This is a genomic window from Halobellus limi (genome assembly GCF_004799685.1).
Lineage (GTDB): Archaea > Halobacteriota > Halobacteria > Halobacteriales > Haloferacaceae > Haloquadratum > Haloquadratum limi.
In genome coordinates this window covers 929,805-949,727 of sequence record NZ_CP031311.1, presented here as the reverse complement: position 1 = coordinate 949,727, position 19,923 = coordinate 929,805, and the positions used below count along the sequence as shown (strand labels likewise).

Below are 19,923 nucleotides of genomic sequence, written 5' to 3'. Positions count from 1 at the left end.
ACGCGGCGGGACGTCTCGCCCGTCGGGGAACGCGCGATCGCGTTCCCCGTGGAACGCACGATGTATTTGCCCCCCAGGAACGCAGGACGTCTCACTTCCCAGGAACGCCCAGATCTCTCGCTCTCCCCCGGAACGCCCGTGCGTCTCACTCCCCAAGGAACGCCCGGACGTCGTCCCAGGTGAGCGACGTCCGCGCCCCGGGCGCCTTCGAGGCCAGCGCGCCGCAGGCGTTCGCGACCGCCAGCGCACGGTGGTCGTTCGCCCCGCCGACGCTCGCGGCGATGAACCCCGCGGCGAACGCGTCGCCGGCGCCGGTCGTGTCGACGACCTCGATGGGATAGCCGGGGTGGGCGGTGCGGTCCTCGCCCCGGCGGATCTCCGCGCCGTCGGGGCCGTGTTTGAGGACGAGCGTCTGCGCTTCGAGGTCGAACGCGTCGAGTGCCAGCGCCGCCTCCCGGTCGTTCAGGAAGAGGTAATCGACCGACGTGAGCGCCGGGCCGTACCCCCGCTGGTCGATCCGCCGCCCGGGGTCGAAGCTCACCGGGACGTCGCGTTCGCGTGCGCGCTCGGCGAGGCGGGCCGCCGTCTCGGGGCTTTGGCTCGTCATATGGAGGTGGTCGGCGTCGGCCAGCGCCGACTCGGGGAGATCGTCGGCCGCGAAGGACTCGTTGGCACCCGAGCAGCCGAGGACCATCACCTCGCCCGAGGGCTCGACGATGATGTACTTCGTGGTGGTCTCGGTTTCGGGAACGGTGAGCACGTGGTCGACGTCGACGCCCGCGTCGGCGAGTTCAGCGCGCGCGGTCCGCCCGTGTTCGTCGTCGCCGACGCTGCCGAGCAGCCCCGAATCGACGTCGAGGTCCGCGAGTCCGGTGGCCACGTTGGCGGCGCTGCCGCCGCCGCCGGAGCGTCGCGAGTCGACCGCGACCTCGCCGTCCGGGTCCGGCAGCGTCTCGACGCGGAGCGTCACGTCCCAGTTCACGTGGCCGGCGCAGATAACCCGGGGCATCTCTGCGTGGGAAGGCGGGCCGGAGACAAAAACGCTCGGACGCGACGACGGGAGGTCCGCGTCGTCGGGACCCGTGTCCCTTCGATCCCGCGCGGTGCCGACGGCTCCCAGAGGGACCCAGAGCGGCGTCAGTCCGCGGTCGACTCCGCCGACTGAGAGCCGTCCTCGAACCGTATGACGAGCCGGTCGACCCGCAACCCGTACACGGTCATCTCCCTGCCTTTCGCGGAGTACCGCGTGTCGACCGGTTCGACGAACCCGGCCTCACAGAGGCGCTCCACGTGATACCGCGTGTTTTGCAGCGACGTCTCGACCGTCTCGGCGATCGCGGAGACCGGTCGTGGCTCTTCCCGCAGCGCGCCGAGAATCGTGTGAGCCGTCTCCGAGGCCAGGACCGTAAACACCGTGCCGGATCCGCTCCCGTCGACGACGACCTCGGTTCGCTCCTGCGGCGGCTGCTCGATCGATCGCGGGGAGGGTAGCAGGCCCGCCATCGTTCACGCGCGCCGCGAGCCCGCGCCGGGATCGTTAGCGAACGTTTCCGGGCATCGGACGGGCGGGGAGCGCCGACCGTCCGAGGGACCGAGACTGGGATTCGCCGAACCTCCTCGAATGTCAATCATACGCGCTCCTACGGGGCGCTCCGACAAGAGAGGGCGGGCACAGTTTCTCGCCCCGAAGTTCCCCCGGCGGTTTATTTACGGGGTTTCGAGGCGAAAGTCCGCCCGTTCACGGGTGGGACGAGGTCGACAGCCGAGGCGAACGCCCCGGACGATTCACGCGGGGCCGTGCGCTCACTCCCGGGCGTGAAGCGAGTACGCGATGAGGAGGACTCCGAGGAACTGCAGGGCCCGCGTCACGAGTGTCAGTGGACGCTGGTACTGCAGGCCGAGATACCCCTCCCGGAGGAGCAGCGTGCCGCCGAACGCGATCCCGAACGCGACGGTGGTGAGAAGGAGCAGCCCGAGCGAGAGCGCTCGCATCGCCCGGCTGTCGTGTCGGCGATAGCCCCGGTACGCCTGGTAGCCGACGTATCCGCCGACGAGCGTCGAGCCGAAGGACAACGCGTTGATCAGCCAGTCGATGACGGCAGCCAGCGGGAGCATCTCAGAGGTTCTCCCACATCTTCGCGAAGCGGTCGGCGGTGTCTGTCTCGCGTTGCCCCGGGAAGGCCTCGGGTTCGCGTCGCGTCACGTCGGCCTCGAACGACCCCTCGTCCAACTCGACGGAGAGTTCCGAGAGCGTCGCCGCGTAGACGCTGTAGTGGTTCCCGTCGTCCTGGATCGCCGTGCGCTCCTCGATGAGGTCGTAGTCTCGGAGCCGTTCGACCCGCCGGTACACCGTCGGTTTGGACATCTCGCACTCGTCGGCGAGTTGCTGTGCAGACATGGGCTTGACACTCGTTGCGGCGAGGATCGCCCGGGCGTACTCGTCGCTGAGGACGTCGAGAACGTCACCGAGCGCCGGGTCCTCGCTCACGTGTTGCCCGGAGGACGCCCGGCGGAATAAAAAGCCCCACAGATTTCTCCACCGGAAGTTCCGCGAGCCGCCCGTCGAGACAGCGGGTACCCGCCGCCGTCCGCCGTGCGGAATCGGTTCGACGCGCGAGCGCAGACGGGACATCGACTCCGGGGGTAGCGGTTCCGGGAAGCGAAGTCTCGTAGGAGGGCACAGGAAGGCGTCAGCGGGGACGCGGTGACGACGGAGTCGCGGACGACGGGCGAAAGGGCGACGCAAGCGGGGTCGACACCTGACGTCCGTCGGCTGTGTCCATCGCACTCGACGGGAGGAGACGGCGGGACATATAACGGCAGGCGCGGTTTCACAGTCAGAAGTTCCAGGTGGGGGCGCGTCCGGAGACGGGGTGAGTGCGTCACGGCGATCCGAGAGGGCCGACGGCATCACGCGGTCGGGCATCCGATCGACCGGCCGACCGCGACCAGTCGGTCCGTCTCGACCCCCGTGCCGCGGACCGTGTATCGGTACCGGCCGCACGCCCACGACAGCGAGGTCGTCGGCCCGCGGTCGAGCGTCGCCGGCCGACCGCCGATCGTGAGATCGCGCTCGTCCTCGTCGAGCGCGTAGGTGAAGTTGTACTTCGCCACCGTGAGACGGCTTCCGTCCGTGGCGTACCGGAGTCCGACGCCCCGCACGCGCCCGGTCGTCCGAGTGGCGTACGTCAGGGAGAACTCCGACGGGACCGACGGGTCCGGGACCGCGATCGAACTCCGCGCGGAGAGCCGATCGGCGCTACGATACCACTCGGTGTCGGGGGATTCGAGCTGATCGACTGTCGTCTCGGAGTCGATGTCGGGGCGGAACGCGGCCGCCGAAACCGACGCGTCGAAGGTCACGTCCGTGTAGGTGGTCGTGACCGACCGCCGCGTTCCGTCGTCGGTCCAGACGGTCTGCGTACGGAGCGGATAGAAGCGTTCCGTGTCGAGCCAGAGTCGCTGGCGGTACCCGGCGTCCGTTCGGTTCCCCCGCGGAGCGACGCTGAGGACGTGCGCCTCGCGATCGCCGACCGAGGCCGTCTCGACGTACCGGACGGTGTACTCCCCGTCGGTGGCGGGGCCGAACTGTGCGCCATCGCGTCGAGGTACGACCGGGAGCGGCGCGACCGCCGGTTTCTGCGGGCGTCCGGAGGAGTCCGTCAGTCCGGCCTCCGCGACGAGTCGCTGCAGGCGCCCCGGAAGCACCGACCGCGTCGGCGGTCCGCTGAGGTCGACGGTCGTGACGGTCTGCCGGTCGCGGTCGTAGAGCCACAGCGTCGAGCCGTTGGAGACGCGCCGCTCGTAGCGGCGTGAGCCGTCTTGCCGAAACCGGACCCGCTCGCGGTCGGTCCCGGGGACGAGCGTCACGTCGGCGACGGTTCGCGTGGTCGTCGTCCCGTTGGTCCGGATCTCGATAGAGCGGGTCGCGGTGAGCGCGTCGACCGATCGGTACCGTTCGCTCACGTTGGCGCTGACCCGCGGCTCGCCGTCGGTCACAGCCGCGCCCGACATCCAGACGAACGCGGAGAGGGCGACGATGCACAGCAGCAGTACGACGAGCGTGCGCTTTCGGAGCGGGAGGGCGTCGTCGATCATACGGGAGGGCGTGCTACAACTGTTCGCTGCGGTCGCTCGCAAATAAATGCCGCTGGTTCCTCGGACGGGAGGCCACGGCCGGCGTCGAGCACTGCGGGGCGCGGCGACGTTCGGCGGTCTGCTCGTCGTTCACCCGGGCGCGCTGATCGCGAAAAGCAGGACGTTGTGGGTCGCCGGCCCGAACCCGACGGCCGCGACGAACCCGAGCAGCAACCGCGCCTCGGTCGGGTCCGTCTCGACGAGGTCGGCGAAGAGCCACACCACGAGCGAGGCGACCGCGATCTTGACGAGCACGAACAGCCACCCCGAACCCAGCACCGGTTCGGTCGGCAGCCCGGCGGCGAACTCGACGATGAGCCGCGAGAGCGGCGTCCGCTCGCCGAACCCCAGCAGGTCGATCCCGGCGGCCGTCGAGACGCCGTCGAGGACGTGTGCGAAGACCGCGAAGGCGCCGAGCGCGCCGGTGGTCCGGGTCTCCGGGGCGACGCGAGTGAGGGCGAACCAGACGGCGGCGGCGAGAACCGCGGCGACGACGACGCTGGCGGCGGGAACGAGCGGCGACAACGCGCCCGCGGCCACGCCGACGGCGAGGACGCGGACGACGGCGACGAGCGCGAGCGCGCCGCCGCCGAGCGCGAGGGCGCGGGCGACGCGCGGGGACTGCCCCGCGGAGTCGCCGTCGCGCTCGTCGAGGACGGCGTCGAGAGCGACCCAGGCGCCGACGGCGGCGACCGCGACGGTGACGTACACGGCGGGCGTGCCCGCCAGCGGGCGGGCGAGCGCGGGAAGCGCCTCGACGACGTAGAGGACGTGCAGTGCGGATCCAAGCGCCATCCAGGGCGCGAGGGCGAGGACGCGACCGGTCGTGACCGTCGGGCGTCGTCGGAGCGCGGCGCGCGCGACGACCGCGGCGGCGGCGAGGAGCGCCGCGAGGTACGTCGGTGGCGGCAGCGCGAACCCCTCCGGAAGTATCGCCATACTGGCGGATCCGGACCCGCGGGCAAAACGGTACCGAAGCGGGCCGACGCCCGTCCCGGGGCGAACCCAGCGGGAGTGTCGGTTCGACTGCCTACTCGGGCGTTCGGCACTTCTGCCGGATCGGATTCATCACGAGCCAGACGGTGAACACCGACAGCACGAGAACGATGCTCACCGAAGAGACGACGTAGGCGAACGTAATCTGTTCGAAGACCATATTGATCAACTGACCGGTCCCGACGACCACGCCCAGGATACCGAACGCCGACAGCGACACCTGCTTGCCGGCCTGGTACCGCATATCGCGTCGTATCTGAATGCTGTCGCCGACGCTGATGTTCAGGTTGTCGCGTTCGGTGCTCGGAATCCGAACGGACAGCGACTCCTCCTCGCCGTAGGAACTCTCCGGTGTGGCCTCCGGTTCGAGGTCTTTGTCCTCCTCCCACCCGGACTGACAGCGGACGTTGCGCCGTCGCTTCTCGTCGCGCAGCCAACTCAAGAGGACGCGGTCGTTCTCCTCGATGCCGAGCCCCTTCATCGCGTCCTCGTTCATCCGGACGACGTTCCGGCCCTCGTCCCGGTCGTACCCCGGCAGGACGCGGAAGTTCGAGTAACTGTAATCGACGAACCGCCGGCCGAGCCACTTCGAGGCCCGCTCTACGGTTCCTTCCTCCTCGTCGACTTCGGTGAGTATCCGGAGTCTGACCTCGTTGTCCTCGCCCTCGTCTTTCGAGTCCACGCGGAGGAGCTTCCGCGTGATGCCGTTGATCCTGATCGTGTTGTCCTTCCGGTTCTTGTGATCGTACGTTTCGATCGGCAACTGGATCCGCGAGCCCGTCTCCGGGTTGATCAGCTCGCAGACGTCGCCCCGCTTTAGGGCGTCCGTGTCGTCCATATCGCCCGCGGAGATGTATCCGGCGAGGCCCTGGGTCGTGATGTCGCGGTCCTCCTGCTCCCACGCCGAGACGCGGTGGACGTTCAGCCCCTCCAGCGTCTCCGTCTCGCACTCGCGGATCACGACCTCCATGTTCTCGTCGTCGTCGCCGTCGTCCGGATCGAGGCCGATCTCCCGCTGGAGCCTGGTCCGGATGCAGGCCCAGGGCCGACCCTCGTCCGTCGAGAACTCCGCGACGTCGTGATCGTCGCTGAACGCGATGATCTGCGCCAGCGTCCCGTCTTCGTCCACCTCCGGGGCGGACAGCTCGACGTACTCGTACTCCTCGGTGTCGTCCAGTCCCGAGAGCGTCGACTGCGGCACGATCGCCGCGTACCAGAACTTGTCTCCCTCCTCGAAACAGTGGTTCCGGAAGTCCGAAATCGTCTTCGAGACTACTCTCGCACTGTCCACCCTGAATCACCCGAGAGCTCGTCGTTCTCCGCGACCGTGTTGAACTCGCTCGCGTCGGTCGAGTCGTAGGCGGTCTCGTACGTCGTGGCACAGAAGTCCCGGTAGAACTCCGTGGCCACCGCCGAGCCGTACATCTCGCCGATCATCATGATCCCGTTGACGATCCGGCTGTGGTACGTCCCGTTTCGCGGTTTGTCGGCGGCGATGTCCGCGCTCTCGGCGCTGTTGGCGAACAGCCGGACCTCCGAAATGTCGGTGATGTCGTACTCGTCGAAGCGGTCCGGATCGACGTAGTACTCCAGTTCCGGGTCCCGAACGCCGGTGTAATCGTACGGGCTCTCCGTCTCTCTGATCTGGGCCTTCTCCTCCGCGGTCAGCCCGAACACGAGGACGCCGTTGATCCAGTCGTCGGGATCGTCGGTCCGGACGGCCTCCAGCATCGTGCCGCCCCGATCGGACTCCAGCGAGTAGTACCGACGAAAGCCCCGTATCTTCGCCGGGACGTACACGATGCGTTCCCGTCGCTTCTCCCACTTCTCCAGGGCGTTCGCCCTGACGTTCCGATCGGTGTTGCCCTCGTAGACGTCGTCGAGCGTCGGATTGACGTTCTCGAACCTGGATATCAGACTCGTCGGGAGAATCAGGCTGCCGTACCCAAATATCGGTGTCATTGATCGAGCGCCGTCTCCGCTGTGTTGTCGGCTGTCGTACTTCACTATTGCGACCCCTCGATTTTTCTCGCTCGGTGTCCAGGAGACGGTATGAACAGAACGGAGTTCGCCGCGTGTGTCGATCACACGGTCTTGGGGCCGACGACGACGCTCGACGCCGTCGAGGCCGTCCTCGAGGAGGCGGAGGAGCACGGAATGAACGCCTGTATCCCGCCGTGTTACGTCGCCGAGGCGGCCGCGTACGCCCCCGACGTCACGCTCGCGACGGTCGTCGGGTTCCCGCACGGCCAGCACTCGACGGCCGCGAAACACGGCGAGGCCGTCGACGCCTGGCAGTCCGGCGCCGACGAGGTGGACATGGTCCTCAACGTCGGGCGCCTGAAGGCCGGCGACGACGACGCCGTCGCGGCCGACGTCGCCGAGGTCGTCGCCGCGGTCCCCATCCCGGTGAAGGTCATCATCGAGACGGCGCTGCTGACCGACGACGAGAAGCACCGCGCCTGCGAGGCGGCCGCGGAGGCCGGCGCCGACTTCGTGAAGACGTCCACCGGGTTCGCCGACGGCGGCGCGACCGTCGCCGACGTCGAGCTGATGGCGGCGTACCTCCCGGTCAAAGCCAGCGGCGGCATCGGATCCTACGAGGAGGCGATGGCGATGCTCGAAGCGGGCGCCGAACGGATCGGCGCCTCGTCAGGCGTGGAGATCGTCGAGGGGTTCCCGGAGGAGGATTGAGAGGGGTATCGCGCGAGCGTACGACAGTCCGACGGAGCGGCGCGCTACTCCTCGCGCATCTCGCCGAGTCGATCGACGAGCGCGTCGGTGTCGACGTCGGACTCGACGTTGACGTCGCCGTCGTGGTCGTGCTCGTGGACGTTGACCGCCTCGCTGTCGTCCGCCTCGGTGGTCTGCTCCTGCTGTTCGGATTCGTCGTAGCTTCCAAAGCCCATACCCCTCGATTCTACCCGCCGTAGAAGAAACGCACGAAGTGCGGGCGCAACGAGTGAGAGTGACAGGATGACGCGTCGAGACGTCATTTCGGGGCGGTGTTTTCGAGGCGAGGCGGTGAGTCGACGGCCCGATGGATCCCTCCCGGGGACTGCGGCGTAACGGAGTCGTCCGTCGCCGTCGAGTCTCGCAGGAACTCGCCGATCCGCCCTCGTCGGCGTGCCTTCGGTGAGCGATACGACGCTACCGCCGACGCGCCAATTCCGTCGAAATCGACTTCGTCGATCGTCTTAACGCCGGTCGGAAAAATATGGAGTTATCCCGCTGGAGTGCACTCGGGGAGATAGACACTCCCACAGGAATCGATTATGTCTGGAAAGTACGATCTCGTTATCGTCGGCGGCGGCATCAGCGGGGCATCGCTTCTGTACACCACTGCGAAGTTCACGGACATCGATTCGATCGCGCTGGTCGAGAAGGAGTCGGAGATCGCGGCGATCAACTCCCATCACACCAACAACTCACAGACGCTTCACTTCGGAGACATCGAGACGAACTACACCTTAGAGAAGGCCGAGGGCGTCAAGACGGGCGCGGAACTGCTCGCGGGGTATCTGGAGAACCACGACCCCGACCGCGAGATGCACGCCAAGCGCAGCAAGATGGTGCTCGGCGTCGGCGAGGAGGAGGTCGACAAACTCGAAGACCGCTACCACGAGGAGGGGTTCGGCGACCTGTTCCCGAAACTCGAACCGATCGGTCGCGAGGAGATCGGCGAGATCGAACCGAAGGTCGTGGAGGGCCGCGACCCCGACGTGGAGATGCTCGCGTTACAGACCCCGGACGGGTACGTCGTCGACTACGGTGCGACCGCGAAGTCGATGGTCGAGAACGCCCGGGAGGAGGCACACGTCGACGTGTTCACCGACACGAAGGTCGAAGACGTCACGAAGAACACCGACGGCTACACGCTCACGACCGGACGGGGACCGTTCGACTGCGAGGTCGCGGTCGTCGCCGCCGGCTCCCACAGCCTCCAGATCGCGAAGGAACTGGGCTACGGCGAGGACATGGTGTTGCTGCCGGTCGCGGGGAGCTTCTTCCTCGCCGACGACCTCTTAAATGGAAAGGTCTACACGCTCCAGATGAAGAAACTGCCGTTCGCGGCGGTCCACGGCGACGCCGACGTCCACGACGGGAGTATCACCCGCTTCGGACCCACGGCGAAACTCGTCCCCACGCTGGAGCGCGGGCGCGTCTCGACGGTCAGTGACTTCCTCGACGTCTTCGGGCTGAACGCCGCCTCGTTCCTCAGTTACGCCAACATCCTCGCCGACCGCATTCTCCTCCCGTACGTCCTCACGAACCTCCTCTACGACGTCCCCGAACTCGGCACGCGGGCGTTCCTCCCCGAGGTCCAGAAGGTCGTCCCGAGCGTCGAACTCGACGACATCGAGCGCGCGAAGGGCTACGGCGGCGTCCGACCGCAGATCGTCGACACGAGCGAGAAGTCCCTCGATATGGGCGAGGCGAAGATCGTCGGCGACGACATCATCTTCAACATCACGCCCTCGCCGGGGGCGTCGACGAGCCTGAAGAACGCGATGCGCGACACGGAGACCATCCTGGAGTTCTTCGAGGAGGACTACGAGTTCGACGAGGACGCCTTCCGCGCGGAGACGATCGAGAACTTCCCACGCGGCGCGTAGCGGCAGAGAGACGCCGCGGTCGAACGCCCGCGCCGCCGTTCCCCGGGGTCGCGTGCCGGCGGGACCGAAACGTCGGAGCCGCCGTCCGACACCGCTCGGCTTCTGTCGGGGTGGTCGCCCTCACGGCTCGGAACCGACCGTACACGCGAGTGATCAGCAGATCCTTCGATAATAGCACATTCGTGGAGCAGATTCGGGATCGAGGAGACGAATACCGAAGCCTTATCCGTGTCTCGGGCGTTCGTCTATCTGCAATGGCAAACGGTACGGTTGATTTCTTCAACGACACAGGCGGCTACGGTTTCATCGAGACAGAGGACGCGGACGAGGACGTATTCTTCCACATGGAAGACGTCGGCGGCGAGGACCTCACCGAGGGAACGGAGATCGAATTCGAGATCGAACAGGCCCCCAAGGGCCCCCGCGCGACGAACGTCGTCCGCGTCTAATCCGGTTCTGACCGTCGCCGCCTAGGCGACGTACGATCCGCGATTTTTCCACCGAATTACCTCGACAGCGCCGCGAGCGTCCGAGACGGACCGACACTGAGCGGCGACGGCGGGAGGATTGTCCTCTACGGTCGGGTGCGTCGCCACGCCGGAACCGACACACGGCTCGAACTGTCAGTCACCGATTGTGACAATCGATAGAATATTTATCGTCCGTTCGTTCGAGTGACGATGTGAGCGTCTCTATCAGGACGACGATTCGGGGGATGGCGAACAGGGCGAACCCGGTCTTCGGCGCGGGAGCGGTTCTGATACCAATCACGCTGTTCGTCGCCGCCGTCCTGTTCGGAACGGTAGAGCAGTTGACCTACGTCCACGTGATGGCCGGCGTGCTCTGGACGGGCATCGACCTCTTCATGGCGATGGTCCTCGGGCCGGTTCTCGGCGGCCTCGACGTCGAGGAGCGGGCCGCGGTCTTCCAGCGGTTCACGCCGAAGATGGCGTTCCTGATGCCGACGCTCGCCTTCACGACCATCTTCGGCGGGATGGTGCTTGCGGCGCGGATGGGGCTACTCCCGGGCCTCGCCGCGTGGGGCGGGCTGTTCTCGGTCGTCGCGATGGGCGCAGCGCTCCTCGCGGTCGGCTACCAGTTCGACTCGTTCGCCGACTGGCGGTGGCTCGCGCTGTTCGCCCTCGTCGTCGGCGGCGGCGCGGCGTCACTGGTCGCGAACCTCGGCACCTTCGCGATGCCGGGGGCATCGATCCTCGCCGCGCTCGGCATCGTCACCGTGCTCACCGTCCTCGGCTTCGGCGTGCTCCTGCCCGGCGAGGCCCGGATGTACCTGGAGATGACCTCGGACGACCCCGACGCGGACCTCATCGGCGCGATCGGGATGCGCAATGCGAAACTGAGCGGCGTCGAGGGCGTCCTGCAGCTCAGCATCGTCGCGGTGATGGTGTACATCCGCTGGGGCGGCCTCGGGTTCTGACCGCTACGCCGTCGCGCGGAGCCGCGGCTCCCGAAGCGACGTCCGGTCGCCGGCGACTGTCCCGTTCGTCTCGTTCGCGCGGACGCGGACGTACCGCTGTCCGACCGCCCCGTCGAGCAGGCTGTCGACGGGCGCGCGGTCGTCTCTGAGTACGGGGACGTCGTCGGTCGGCTCGTCCGTCCGGTACGAGGAGAGGTCCGACGAGAGGTCGATACCGACGTCGCGGCGTTCGCTGCGGGCCTGCAACTCCTCGCGGGTGAGCAACGCGTCGTCCTTCGTCGCGATCACCTCGATGTTCTGGACGACCGGGCCGCCGGCGGTCGGGAAGCTGTAGACGCGCGGGAAGACCTGCCGCATCGTCTTGTACTCCGCGCGGTAGAACTCCGAGGCGGGCCCGCTGGGCGCGGAGATGAGGTTCGCGACGAGGACGCCGTCCTCGTCGAGACGCTCGGCGGCCAGCCGCATGAACTCGACCGTGGTGAGTTGGAACGGCACGGTGTCCTTCCGATAGGCGTCGAGGACGATCACGTCGTAGGTGCGGTTCGTCTCCGCGAGGTACTGGCGACCGCCGCCGACGTGGACGTTCATCCGCGGCGAGTCGGGGATGCCGAAGTGCTCGTCGGCGGCGTCGACGACCGCGGGGTCGAGTTCGACGACGTCGACGGTGACGTTCGGATACGTCTCGTGGAAGATCCGCGGGCCGGTGAAGCCGCCGCCGCCGACGAACAGGACGCGGTCGACGTCGTCCGTCTCGTCGGCGAAGAGCATCGAGGCGTGGAAGTACCGGGTGTACTCGAAGACGTGTCTCGTCGGGTCGTCGAGGGCCATCGCGCTGTGGGGTTGCCCGTCGAGGTACAGCGTGCGGGTGTCGCCGCGGTCGACGACGCGGAGCTCCTGGTAGGCGGTCTGTTCCGCGTGCACGACGTCGCCGCCGACGCCCGGCCCGAGGCCGCCCGTGGCCGTCGCCGCGACGAGCGCGAGGGCGACGACGCCGACGCGGATGCCGGTCGTTCCGTCGAGGGCGGGTGCGGCGACGGCTGCGGCCGCCAGAACTGCCGAGAGCCCGAGGACGAGGCCGATCTGCGGCACCGACAGCAGCGGCACGAGCAGGTAGGTCGTCGCGAACGCGCCGACGATGCTCCCGACGGTCCCGACGGCGTAGACGTGCCCCGCGGTCGCGCCGACGTCGCCGCCGGCCAGCTCCGCGGCGTAGGGGCTCACGTACCCCAGGAGGTACGTCGGCGGGCCGAAGAGCAGCGTGATCGCCGGCAGCGACGCGAACTGGCTGGGCAGCGGGAGCACGCCGGTGGACTGGACGACGAGGTCACCCAGGAGGACGACGCCCGCGACGTACAGCGCCGTCGCCAGAAAGACCCCGACGAGGCGGCCGTGGGAGGCGCTCGTCGCCGCCCGCTTCCCGCCGCGGTGGTAGCCGAGGCTGAGCGCGGCGAGGAAGACGCCGATGATGCCGCCCCACGTGTAGATGCTGTTGCCGAACTCCGGGGCCAGGATCCGGCCGGCGAGGATCTCCAGGCCCATACTCGTGACGCCGGAGACGAACACGGCCGTTTCGGGTCGCGTCGGCCACCGTTCCGGGAAGAACCGCGAATCCATCGCTCGTGGGGAGGGGCGGGAGCGACTTCAACGCCGCGGCCGTCCGGTCGCGAAGGTGGATTTTCGGGCGCGCCCCGGCGGAACGACGGTCGGTGCGGAGTGGCGACCCGCGAATAACGGTCGGCGCGAAGTGGCGAACAGTCGGCACCCGCTCGCGACGACGGCCGCGCGAAGCGGTCGTCGCGCTCGTCCCTGCGTCGACGACAGCCGCGCGAAGTGGTCGTCGTCCTCGTCCCCGCGTCGACGTGCCGAACAACCGTAGCCCGACGCGGGGCGTACGTCAGATCACGGCGCGGATGGCCGCCCGTTCGTATATAAACGCTCGGGGGCCGTTCGGGTCGTGTTTAATTAAGCGACTCCCACCCGGAAAACCACCGACGGGCGGGAATGGAAGGGGCCGCGTTCTCGACGACGACGCGCGACGTAAGCACCGCAGGAGCGAACACAGTGAGCGACGAGGAGCACAGCGAGCGCATCGAGTCGAGAACGCGGGGGCTTCCGAGGGCTTCCCTGCATCCGTCCCACCGATTTCACTCCTAACTAAACAGTACCGCCGCTCGAAGCCAAACACCTATCACAGCGAGTGTATTTTCAACCGATATGAACGGGAACGGGGGGACGAACGCACTCGTCGAGGGGGACGAAGGCGGACCGATCGACGTCCTTCACGTCGACGACGACGACGCGTTCGCAGACCTGACCGCGCTCAGACTGGCCCGAGACGGCGACGGCGACCACCCCGAGATTCGGGTGGAGACCGCCACGGATCCGGTCGCCGCGCTCGAACGCGTCTGCGAGGTCGACTGCGTCGTCAGCGACTACGACATGCCCGGAATGGACGGCCTCGAACTGCTCCGGGCCGTCCGCGAGCGGGACTCGGAGATCCCGTTCGTCCTCTTCACCGGCAAAGGCTCCGAGGAGATCGCGAGCGAGTCGATCTCGGCGGGTGTGACCGACTACCTCCGAAAGGGCGGGAAGGCCGACCGCTTCGACGTGTTGGCCAACAGCGTCCGCAACGCGTGCGCCCGAACCAGAGCGGAACGGACCGTCGAACAGAGCGAACGCCGGCTCAGGCAGGTCCTCGATCGGCTCCCGCAGTGCGTCTTCCTCAAGGACCGCGAGGGACGCTATCGCTTCGTCAACCGGGCCGGCGCGGAGGGGTACGGACGTCCGCCCGAAGCGATCGAGGGCGAACTCGAATCGGACGTCATCGACGATCCCGACGTCGTATCCCGGTTTCGTGCCGAGGACGAAGTCGTCCTCGAGAAGGGGAAGCCGCTCGTCGTCACCGACCAGCGCGTCACCGACGAATCCGGCGAGCGCGTCGAGCGCGTCGTGAAGTACCCGCTGGAGCTGCGGCCGGACGGGACGGAGGCGGTGTTGGGGATCGCCGAAGACGTCACGGAAGAACGGGACCGGAACGCCGCGCTGGGCGCCGTCGGAGACGCCGTGCAGGATCTCGTCGAGCGCGTCGGCGAGGCGGAGCTGGGCCGCTCCGAGATCCGGAGGGAACTCGAATCGATCCGCGAGACCGTCGAGGGTGCACCGTCCGTGACGGGGACGATTCCCGCGCCCGACGCCGAGTGACCCGCGGCGAGACCGTTCGGCGTCGAGTAGCCGCCGCGAGACCGTTCGACGCCGAGTAACCCGCGGTGAGATCGCCCGAACGAGAAAGGAGGATATAGGGTGCCGGAGGTGAAACGTCCGACAGAGCCATATGTTCGGAAGAATCTTGCTGCCGACGGACGGGACGGATTCGATGGATGCGGTCGTCCAGACCGCAGCCGACATCGCCGATCTGCGCGGGGCCGACGTCCACGTCCTCTACGTCATCGACGACAGGGCCTTCCTCACCCTGCACGACGAGATGAAGACCGACGTGCTCGCGGAACTCGAAGGCGAGGGCGAGGCGGCCACGGACCGGGCCGCGACGCGACTGCGCGAGGCCGGCATCGACGTCACGACGGCGATCCGCGAGGGCGACCCCGCGGATCAGATCCTCGCGTACGCAGAGAGCATCGACGCGGACCTCATCACGATGGGCACCCGCAGCGGTGACTACACCAACAACCTGATGGGCAGCGTCTCCCAGAAGGTCGTCGCCCGCTCGCAGACGCCGGTGCTGACGACGAACCTCGCGACGGAAGAGTGAGAGCGGGCCGCCGGCGTCCTGTAGGGTGGCCCGGGAAGGAGTCTCCCCAGCCCTTCCCCGTCATTCCTCGGCGTCGAACTCCAACGCGACCGAGTTGATGCAGTAGCGTTTGCCGGTCGGCTCGGGGCCGTCGTCGAAGACGTGCCCCAGGTGGCCGCCGCAGTTCCGACACAGCACCTCGACCCGCCGCATCCCGTGTCGCGTGTCGGTCCGGGTCTCGACCGCCTCCTCGTCGGCGTCGAAGAAGGAGGGCCACCCCGACCCCGAGTCGAACTTCGTCTCGCTGTCGAAGAGCGCGGCGCCACAGCCGGCGCACCTGAACGTCCCGTCCTCGTGGACGTCGAGGTACTCGCCGCTGAACTTCGGTTCGGTGCCGCGCTCGCGCAGGATCTCGTACTCCTCGTCGGTGAGCCGTTCGCGCCACTCGGAGTCTGTCGTCGGGAGTTCGTCGGCCGTGTCCTTCGCCATACGCCTCCTTGGAACCGGAGCGGCAAGAACCCCTCTCCCGATCCCGCTCGATCGCTCCGAGGCCTACCGATCGCTCTCACTCCTCGCGCGTGAGGAACGACGGGAGCCGGAGCCGTTCGAGGTCGTCGATGCCGTACCCGTCGAGCAGCGGCGGCTGTCCGACCGCGTCGGGAACGTCGTTCGGACGGCGGTCGGTCTGGAGAGACTCCGGTGAGGGCGCCGGCGAATCGGACTCCTCGACGAGGACCTCCCAGGTCTCCTCGGCACTCTCGTGGTGGGGGTGTACGTCCTGTACCTCCCGCTTACCCTCCTCGAACGCCAGGTCCAGAACGCTCCGCTCGTAGGCGCTCGACGCGAGCGCTCGGATCCGCGAGCGCTCGTCCGGGAGTCGGTGCCCGAGCTCCGTGGCGATGCCGAGCGCGTACATCCGGCGGATCGCCTCCTCGCCCGACAGCGAGTCCCAGCCGGTGTCGAAGGCGCGTTCGTACATTTCAGAAGTCCACGCGTTTCGTCGGGTCGACGACGAGACCCTCGTCGGTGAATCGCAGCGACCGGATGTCGCAGTCGATGTCGGTCCCCCGCATCTTCACGACCTGGATCCCGCGGGTCATCCCGGTCGCCTCCAGGTAGTTGTGGAAGAAGACGACGCCGTGGGCGAGAAAGTGCTCGTCGGAGTACGCGCTCGGGTCGGTCATCTCCGAGATGAGAAGCGTCGTCGCGTCACAGCCCTTCAGCGCGGTGAGAAACCGCGCCATCTCCTCCTCGCCGTCGGTGAAGAACAGCTCTAAGAGCATCGTCGAGTCGATCACCAGCCGATCGATCTCGCGGGAGTTCACGAACGCGACCATCTTGTCGGTCAGGCTCTGGACGCTGGAGGGACCGCCGCCCGAGGACGACTGGCTCAACAGCCGTTTTCCCTTCTTGTTCGCCAGGTTGACGAATCGGAACTGCTCGGAGGCCGCGAGCGTCTCGAAGCCGAACTCGTAGCTGGACATGTCGTTGACGAGTTCCTCGCGGGACTCGTGCATCGTGACGTAGAGGCAGTTCTCCCCGTTTCTGAGCCCCTCGGCGACGAACTGGGCGGTGAACGTCGTCTTTCCGCTCCCCGGCGGGCCGGAGAGCACGTACAGGCGCCCGGGAAGGAACCCCCCCTGGATCAGGTGGTCGAACCCGCTGACGCCGCTCGGTATCCGCATAGTGGCGACTCGACGGACGCCCCTAAAACGGTTCCGGGCCGATTCTCAGCTATCGTAACGGGAAGCCGCGGGGGGACTCTCGGAGGCGGCGCGCTCGGCCCGAACGGTAAAGCCCGTTCGGGACTCCCCTCCGAACGTGACAGACCGAGTCGAGGACGAGACCGCCACGCGCATCGGCATCGTCGGCGCGGGTGCGGCGGGCGTCGGCGCGGCGTACGCGCTCCGCGATGCCGACGCGGCCGTGACCGTCGTCGAGAAGAGCGGCGGCGTCTGCGGCCGCGCGGCGACCCGCCGGAAGAACGGGTGTCGCTACGACCACGGCGCGAACTACCTGAAGGACGCGGACCGGCGGACGGAAGCCCTGCTCTACGAACTCGGCGACGACGGCCTCGCCGAGATCGAGGAACCGGTCTGGACGTTCGACGGCGACGGCGAGATCAGTCCGGGCGACGGCCGCGACTCCCGGAAGTTCACGTGGACCGAGGGGATCACTCAGTTGGCGAAGCGCCTGCTCGATCGAACCGACGCGACCGTTCACCGGCGGACGCGGATCGAGGCGATCGAACGGGAGGTCGAGGGCGTCGCGGGCGGCGAGTGGACGCTCGTCGACGCCGACGGGGAACGCCACGGCCCGTTCGACGCGCTCCTCCTGACGCCGCCGGCACCGCAGACGGCCGCGTTGCTGCGGGCGACCGAGTGGGAGGACGACCGGCTCGGCCAACTCGTCGAGGCCGTCGAGGCCGTCCCCTACCGGACGATTCGGACGGTCGTGCTCCACTACCCGTTCTGCGAGTCCCGCCCCTGGTACGGCCTCGTGGACGCCGATCGGGAACACGCCGTCGGCTGGCTCTCCCGCGAGGAGTGTAAGGCCGGCCACGTCCCCGACGGCGAGAGCCTCCTGATCGCCCAGATGAGCCCCGCGTGGTCGGAGGAACGCTACGACGACCCGCTCGGAGACGTCGCCGACGACGTCGCGGATCGAGTCGCGAGACTGCTCGGAGACGAGCGGTACCGCGATCCCGACTGGGTCGACGACCAGGGATGGCGTTACGCGCTCCCCGATGCGGCGGTCGACCGGGAGGCCACCGAACGCGTCGCGGACGCGGGGCTGTACGTCGCCGGCGACTGGGTCGTCGGCGAGGGACGGGTGCCCGAGGCGCTCTGGAACGGCCACGACGTCGGCGAACGGATCGCGGCGGATCTCTCGTAGAACGATACGTCCGCGGACGCGTCAGCGCGGCGGTGCGAACGCATCAGTGCGGCACTCCGAGGGGCCCGCGCGTCGGCGGCTGTCCCTCGTCTCGGATCTGCGGACCCGGCGCGAAGCAGACAGGCTTTACTCCCGTCGGTCCGTACTCGCGGCCGTGTCGCTCACCGTACGAATCGATCCGCACGTCCACTCGGACGCCTCCTACGACGGGTCGGATCCCTCCGAACTGCTCTTAGAACAGGCCGCCGAGATCGGTCTCGACGCCGTCGTCGTCACCGACCACGACGTCATCCACGAGTCGGTCCGAGCGGCGGAACTGGCCCCGATGTACGGCCTCGTCGGGATCCCGGGCGTCGAGGTGTCGACCGCGGACGGCCACCTGCTCGCGCTCGGCGTCGAGGAGATGCCGCCGCGGCGCGCCCCGATGGGCGAAACCGCCGAGTGGGTCCGCGAGCGCGGGGGCGCCGCCATCGTGCCGCACCCGTTCCAGCGCAGCCGACACGGGGTCCGAAAGAGCCGACTTCAGACCGTCGACCCCGACGCGATCGAGGTGTACAACTCCTGGGCGTTCACCGGGTGGAAGAACCGCCGGGCGCGGCGGTACGCCGACGCGTACGGCTACCCCGGCGTCGCCGGCAGCGACGCGCACAAGGTCGGGTACGTCGGCCGCGCGTACACGGAGATCGAGATCGACAACGTCACCCGCGCGGAGCTGACGGCCGACGTCGTCCTGGACGCGATCAGAGACGGCGCGACGAGAGTCGAGGGCCGGCGGACGCCGATTCCGATGTCCGCGCGTCACTACGCCGGCGCGGGCGCCAGAAAGAGCGGGTTCTACGCGAAGTACGGCGCCTATCGGAGCGGCGCGCTCGCGAAGACCGGGGCGCTCGAAGCCGCGCGGATGCTCTATCGGATCTCGCCGCTGTCGGGGTAATCCGAGGGTCGATCCGGAAACAGCGGTGAGAGAGAACGGGCGGTTCAGACCCGTCCGGCGCCGGGCGGATCAGACGTAGTCGATGCCGTCCCAGGTGGGGCCGCCGCCGTGCCACTGGTGGTTGGTCGGGCCGCCGAGGGTCTCTTCTTTCCACTCGATCGGCTCCCAGTCGGGCTCGAAGTTGAGGTAACCGGGACCGGCGAACAGCTCCAGGCGGAGGCCGCTTGCGGGGTCCTTCACGTACATACAGTCCGCGCGCGTGATCGCGTGCATCGCCGGGCCGTCGCTGCGGTTGTTGATCTCGATGCCGTGCTCGCTGCAGATGTCGCCGGCGGTCCAGAGGTCCTGGAGGCTGTCGAGGTGGAAGGCGACGTGGTGGAACTGCGTCGGGTCGTCCTCGGGTTCGCGGTGGATGGCGATGTCGTGCGGGAGCGGCGTGACGGCGTACCACCAGCCCCAGTACTCGCCGTCCTCGGCCTCGTAACGCTCGTTCAGCTGGAAGTTCATCGTCTCGCGCAGCCACTCGTCGTGGTCGAACGCGTTCTGGCCGGGGTCGTTCACGTGGATGTGGTCGATCCGCCGCGGGGCGATCCGGTTCCCGACGGACTCGCTGTAGACGCGGTTTCTGAGCCCCGACCGCTGTCCCTCTGGCGCGTCTGGCTTCTCGACGTCCCAGTAGAACTCGTAGTTGTGGCCGAACTTCTCGACGCGGATGGCCTCGCCGATGCCGTTCTCCTCGCCGGCCTCGACGTGGGTGATCTCCTCGCCCTCCGCTTCGAACTGCTGTTCGAGTTCGTCTAACGCCTCCTCGCTGGCGGTTCGGAACGCGAAGTGGTCCACGCCGCTCTTCCCGCTCTCGGTGAGGCTGAGCGTGTGGTGTTCCCAGTCTCGCATCCCGCGGAGGTAGGCGGTGTCGCCGTCGCGTTCGGTGACCTGCAGGCCCATCACCTCGTTGAAGAACCAGAGCGATTCGTCGAGGTCCGGGGTGTGTGCTGCGACGTGTCCGAGCTTTGCAACGGGTGAGTTTCGTCGTTTCATGTGAGTTTGATCTGGGTCGTTCCGCAACGGATGGTGGTAGTCGCTACTGGACGGGCGGTATTTCTCCCGGAAAACCGGTATAGAAAACCCCCGTATATGCGGGCACTTTATATATCCGTCCGGC

General features: G+C 67.9%; 22 protein-coding genes. 8 read left to right on the top strand and 14 right to left on the bottom strand.

Translation table 11 applies throughout. The features are described from left to right. Nucleotides 1–145: 145 nt before the first annotated feature. The 8 genes from DV707_RS04835 to DV707_RS04800 all read right to left on the bottom strand — a co-directional run bounded on the left by DV707_RS04835 (nt 146) and on the right by DV707_RS04800 (nt 7,095). The gene (locus DV707_RS04835; RefSeq protein ID WP_103990347.1) at nt 146–1,009 is read right to left on the bottom strand and encodes a carbohydrate kinase family protein; all 864 of its coding nucleotides are present in this window, start codon (nt 1,007–1,009) and stop codon (nt 146–148) included. A 128-nt stretch (nt 1,010–1,137) separates the two neighbouring features. Next, complete coding sequence (locus tag DV707_RS04830) at nt 1,138–1,503, bottom strand: ArsR/SmtB family transcription factor (RefSeq protein WP_103990348.1); 366 nt, start codon at nt 1,501–1,503, stop codon at nt 1,138–1,140. 300 nt (nt 1,504–1,803) lie between these two features. Further along, complete coding sequence (locus DV707_RS04825; protein WP_103990349.1) at nt 1,804–2,115, bottom strand: DUF7521 family protein; 312 nt, start codon at nt 2,113–2,115, stop codon at nt 1,804–1,806. A gap of 1 nt (nt 2,116) precedes the next feature. Continuing rightward, nucleotides 2,117–2,488 carry an ArsR/SmtB family transcription factor gene (locus tag DV707_RS04820; protein WP_103990350.1) on the bottom strand — a complete coding sequence of 124 codons (372 nt, stop codon included), beginning with the start codon at nt 2,486–2,488 and terminating at the stop codon, nt 2,117–2,119. Between the two features lie 422 nt (nt 2,489–2,910). Continuing rightward, nucleotides 2,911–4,098 (bottom strand): LolA family protein, encoded by a 1,188-nt coding sequence (locus DV707_RS04815; RefSeq protein WP_200820839.1) that lies wholly within the window; start codon nt 4,096–4,098, stop codon nt 2,911–2,913. A gap of 129 nt (nt 4,099–4,227) precedes the next feature. After that, on the bottom strand, nt 4,228–5,076 hold the full coding sequence (locus DV707_RS04810) for a DUF63 family protein (protein WP_103990351.1): 849 nt from the start codon (nt 5,074–5,076) through the stop codon (nt 4,228–4,230). Between the two features lie 91 nt (nt 5,077–5,167). Then, nucleotides 5,168–6,424 carry a hypothetical protein gene (locus tag DV707_RS04805; protein WP_103990352.1) on the bottom strand — a complete coding sequence of 419 codons (1,257 nt, stop codon included), beginning with the start codon at nt 6,422–6,424 and terminating at the stop codon, nt 5,168–5,170. Continuing rightward, complete coding sequence (locus DV707_RS04800; protein ID WP_103990353.1) at nt 6,406–7,095, bottom strand: hypothetical protein; 690 nt, start codon at nt 7,093–7,095, stop codon at nt 6,406–6,408. The genes DV707_RS04805 and DV707_RS04800 overlap by 19 nt, the downstream gene beginning before the upstream one ends. Before the next feature lie 90 nt (nt 7,096–7,185). Here DV707_RS04800 and deoC point away from each other — a divergent pair, with 90 nt between their 5' ends. Next, entirely contained in the window at nt 7,186–7,827 is a 642-nt protein-coding gene (deoC, locus tag DV707_RS04795) for a deoxyribose-phosphate aldolase (RefSeq protein ID WP_103990354.1), read from the top strand. A 44-nt stretch (nt 7,828–7,871) separates the two neighbouring features. Here the strand turns inward: deoC and DV707_RS04790 are convergent, their stop codons facing one another. Further along, nucleotides 7,872–8,042, bottom strand: coding sequence for a DUF5786 family protein (locus DV707_RS04790; RefSeq protein ID WP_103990355.1), 171 nt, complete (start codon nt 8,040–8,042; stop codon nt 7,872–7,874). Nucleotides 8,043–8,408: 366 nt separating this feature from the next. Between DV707_RS04790 and DV707_RS04785 the strand changes: the two genes are divergently transcribed. From DV707_RS04785 to DV707_RS04775, 3 genes are all read left to right on the top strand, one after another. Next, nucleotides 8,409–9,749 (top strand): FAD-dependent oxidoreductase, encoded by a 1,341-nt coding sequence (locus DV707_RS04785; protein ID WP_103990356.1) that lies wholly within the window; start codon nt 8,409–8,411, stop codon nt 9,747–9,749. A gap of 254 nt (nt 9,750–10,003) precedes the next feature. After that, nucleotides 10,004–10,198: a cold-shock protein gene (locus DV707_RS04780; RefSeq protein WP_049987241.1), complete on the top strand. Its 195-nt coding sequence runs from the start codon at nt 10,004–10,006 to the stop codon at nt 10,196–10,198. Nucleotides 10,199–10,431: 233 nt separating this feature from the next. Continuing rightward, a complete protein-coding gene (locus tag DV707_RS04775) occupies nt 10,432–11,187 on the top strand; it encodes a hypothetical protein (RefSeq protein WP_235010721.1) in 756 nt (251 codons plus the stop codon). Between the two features lie 3 nt (nt 11,188–11,190). On the opposite strand, the gene DV707_RS04770 is transcribed toward DV707_RS04775, so the two are convergent. After that, a complete protein-coding gene (locus tag DV707_RS04770) occupies nt 11,191–12,801 on the bottom strand; it encodes a spermidine synthase (protein WP_103990358.1) in 1,611 nt (536 codons plus the stop codon). Between the two features lie 600 nt (nt 12,802–13,401). Between DV707_RS04770 and DV707_RS04765 the strand changes: the two genes are divergently transcribed. Both DV707_RS04765 and DV707_RS04760 read left to right on the top strand, forming a co-directional pair. Beyond that, nucleotides 13,402–14,388: a response regulator gene (locus tag DV707_RS04765; protein ID WP_103990359.1), complete on the top strand. Its 987-nt coding sequence runs from the start codon at nt 13,402–13,404 to the stop codon at nt 14,386–14,388. Between the two features lie 130 nt (nt 14,389–14,518). Then, complete coding sequence (locus DV707_RS04760) at nt 14,519–14,953, top strand: universal stress protein (RefSeq protein WP_103990360.1); 435 nt, start codon at nt 14,519–14,521, stop codon at nt 14,951–14,953. A 60-nt stretch (nt 14,954–15,013) separates the two neighbouring features. Here DV707_RS04760 and msrB read toward each other — a convergent pair whose 3' ends face one another. From msrB to DV707_RS04745, 3 genes are all read right to left on the bottom strand, one after another. Further along, a complete protein-coding gene (msrB, locus tag DV707_RS04755) occupies nt 15,014–15,421 on the bottom strand; it encodes a peptide-methionine (R)-S-oxide reductase MsrB (RefSeq protein WP_103990361.1) in 408 nt (135 codons plus the stop codon). A gap of 76 nt (nt 15,422–15,497) precedes the next feature. After that, nucleotides 15,498–15,911: a hypothetical protein gene (locus DV707_RS04750; protein WP_103990362.1), complete on the bottom strand. Its 414-nt coding sequence runs from the start codon at nt 15,909–15,911 to the stop codon at nt 15,498–15,500. A gap of 1 nt (nt 15,912) precedes the next feature. Next, on the bottom strand, nt 15,913–16,617 hold the full coding sequence (locus DV707_RS04745; protein ID WP_103990363.1) for an RAD55 family ATPase: 705 nt from the start codon (nt 16,615–16,617) through the stop codon (nt 15,913–15,915). Between the two features lie 136 nt (nt 16,618–16,753). On the opposite strand from DV707_RS04745, the gene DV707_RS04740 reads away from it, so the two are divergent. Then, complete coding sequence (locus DV707_RS04740; RefSeq protein WP_103990364.1) at nt 16,754–17,827, top strand: NAD(P)/FAD-dependent oxidoreductase; 1,074 nt, start codon at nt 16,754–16,756, stop codon at nt 17,825–17,827. Nucleotides 17,828–17,981: 154 nt separating this feature from the next. Further along, nucleotides 17,982–18,761 (top strand): CehA/McbA family metallohydrolase, encoded by a 780-nt coding sequence (locus DV707_RS04735; RefSeq protein WP_103990365.1) that lies wholly within the window; start codon nt 17,982–17,984, stop codon nt 18,759–18,761. Between the two features lie 69 nt (nt 18,762–18,830). Here the strand turns inward: DV707_RS04735 and DV707_RS04730 are convergent, their stop codons facing one another. Then, nucleotides 18,831–19,799 (bottom strand): VOC family protein, encoded by a 969-nt coding sequence (locus DV707_RS04730; RefSeq protein WP_103990366.1) that lies wholly within the window; start codon nt 19,797–19,799, stop codon nt 18,831–18,833. Nucleotides 19,800–19,923 lie beyond the last annotated feature (124 nt).

Coding starts and splice junctions, on each gene's coding strand:
- DV707_RS04760 (WP_103990360.1), top strand. CDS start 14,519: ATGTTCGGAAGAATCTTGCTGCCGACGGACGGGACGGATTCGATGGAT.
- deoC (WP_103990354.1), top strand. CDS start 7,186: ATGAACAGAACGGAGTTCGCCGCGTGTGTCGATCACACGGTCTTGGGG.
- DV707_RS04770 (WP_103990358.1), bottom strand. CDS start 12,801: ATGGATTCGCGGTTCTTCCCGGAACGGTGGCCGACGCGACCCGAAACG.
- DV707_RS04825 (WP_103990349.1), bottom strand. CDS start 2,115: ATGCTCCCGCTGGCTGCCGTCATCGACTGGCTGATCAACGCGTTGTCC.
- DV707_RS04835 (WP_103990347.1), bottom strand. CDS start 1,009: ATGCCCCGGGTTATCTGCGCCGGCCACGTGAACTGGGACGTGACGCTC.
- DV707_RS04790 (WP_103990355.1), bottom strand. CDS start 8,042: ATGGGCTTTGGAAGCTACGACGAATCCGAACAGCAGGAGCAGACCACC.
- DV707_RS04810 (WP_103990351.1), bottom strand. CDS start 5,076: ATGGCGATACTTCCGGAGGGGTTCGCGCTGCCGCCACCGACGTACCTC.
- DV707_RS04745 (WP_103990363.1), bottom strand. CDS start 16,617: ATGCGGATACCGAGCGGCGTCAGCGGGTTCGACCACCTGATCCAGGGG.
- DV707_RS04750 (WP_103990362.1), bottom strand. CDS start 15,911: ATGTACGAACGCGCCTTCGACACCGGCTGGGACTCGCTGTCGGGCGAG.
- DV707_RS04765 (WP_103990359.1), top strand. CDS start 13,402: ATGAACGGGAACGGGGGGACGAACGCACTCGTCGAGGGGGACGAAGGC.
- DV707_RS04830 (WP_103990348.1), bottom strand. CDS start 1,503: ATGGCGGGCCTGCTACCCTCCCCGCGATCGATCGAGCAGCCGCCGCAG.
- DV707_RS04780 (WP_049987241.1), top strand. CDS start 10,004: ATGGCAAACGGTACGGTTGATTTCTTCAACGACACAGGCGGCTACGGT.
- DV707_RS04730 (WP_103990366.1), bottom strand. CDS start 19,799: ATGAAACGACGAAACTCACCCGTTGCAAAGCTCGGACACGTCGCAGCA.
- DV707_RS04815 (WP_200820839.1), bottom strand. CDS start 4,098: ATGATCGACGACGCCCTCCCGCTCCGAAAGCGCACGCTCGTCGTACTG.
- DV707_RS04785 (WP_103990356.1), top strand. CDS start 8,409: ATGTCTGGAAAGTACGATCTCGTTATCGTCGGCGGCGGCATCAGCGGG.
- DV707_RS04800 (WP_103990353.1), bottom strand. CDS start 7,095: ATGACACCGATATTTGGGTACGGCAGCCTGATTCTCCCGACGAGTCTG.
- msrB (WP_103990361.1), bottom strand. CDS start 15,421: ATGGCGAAGGACACGGCCGACGAACTCCCGACGACAGACTCCGAGTGG.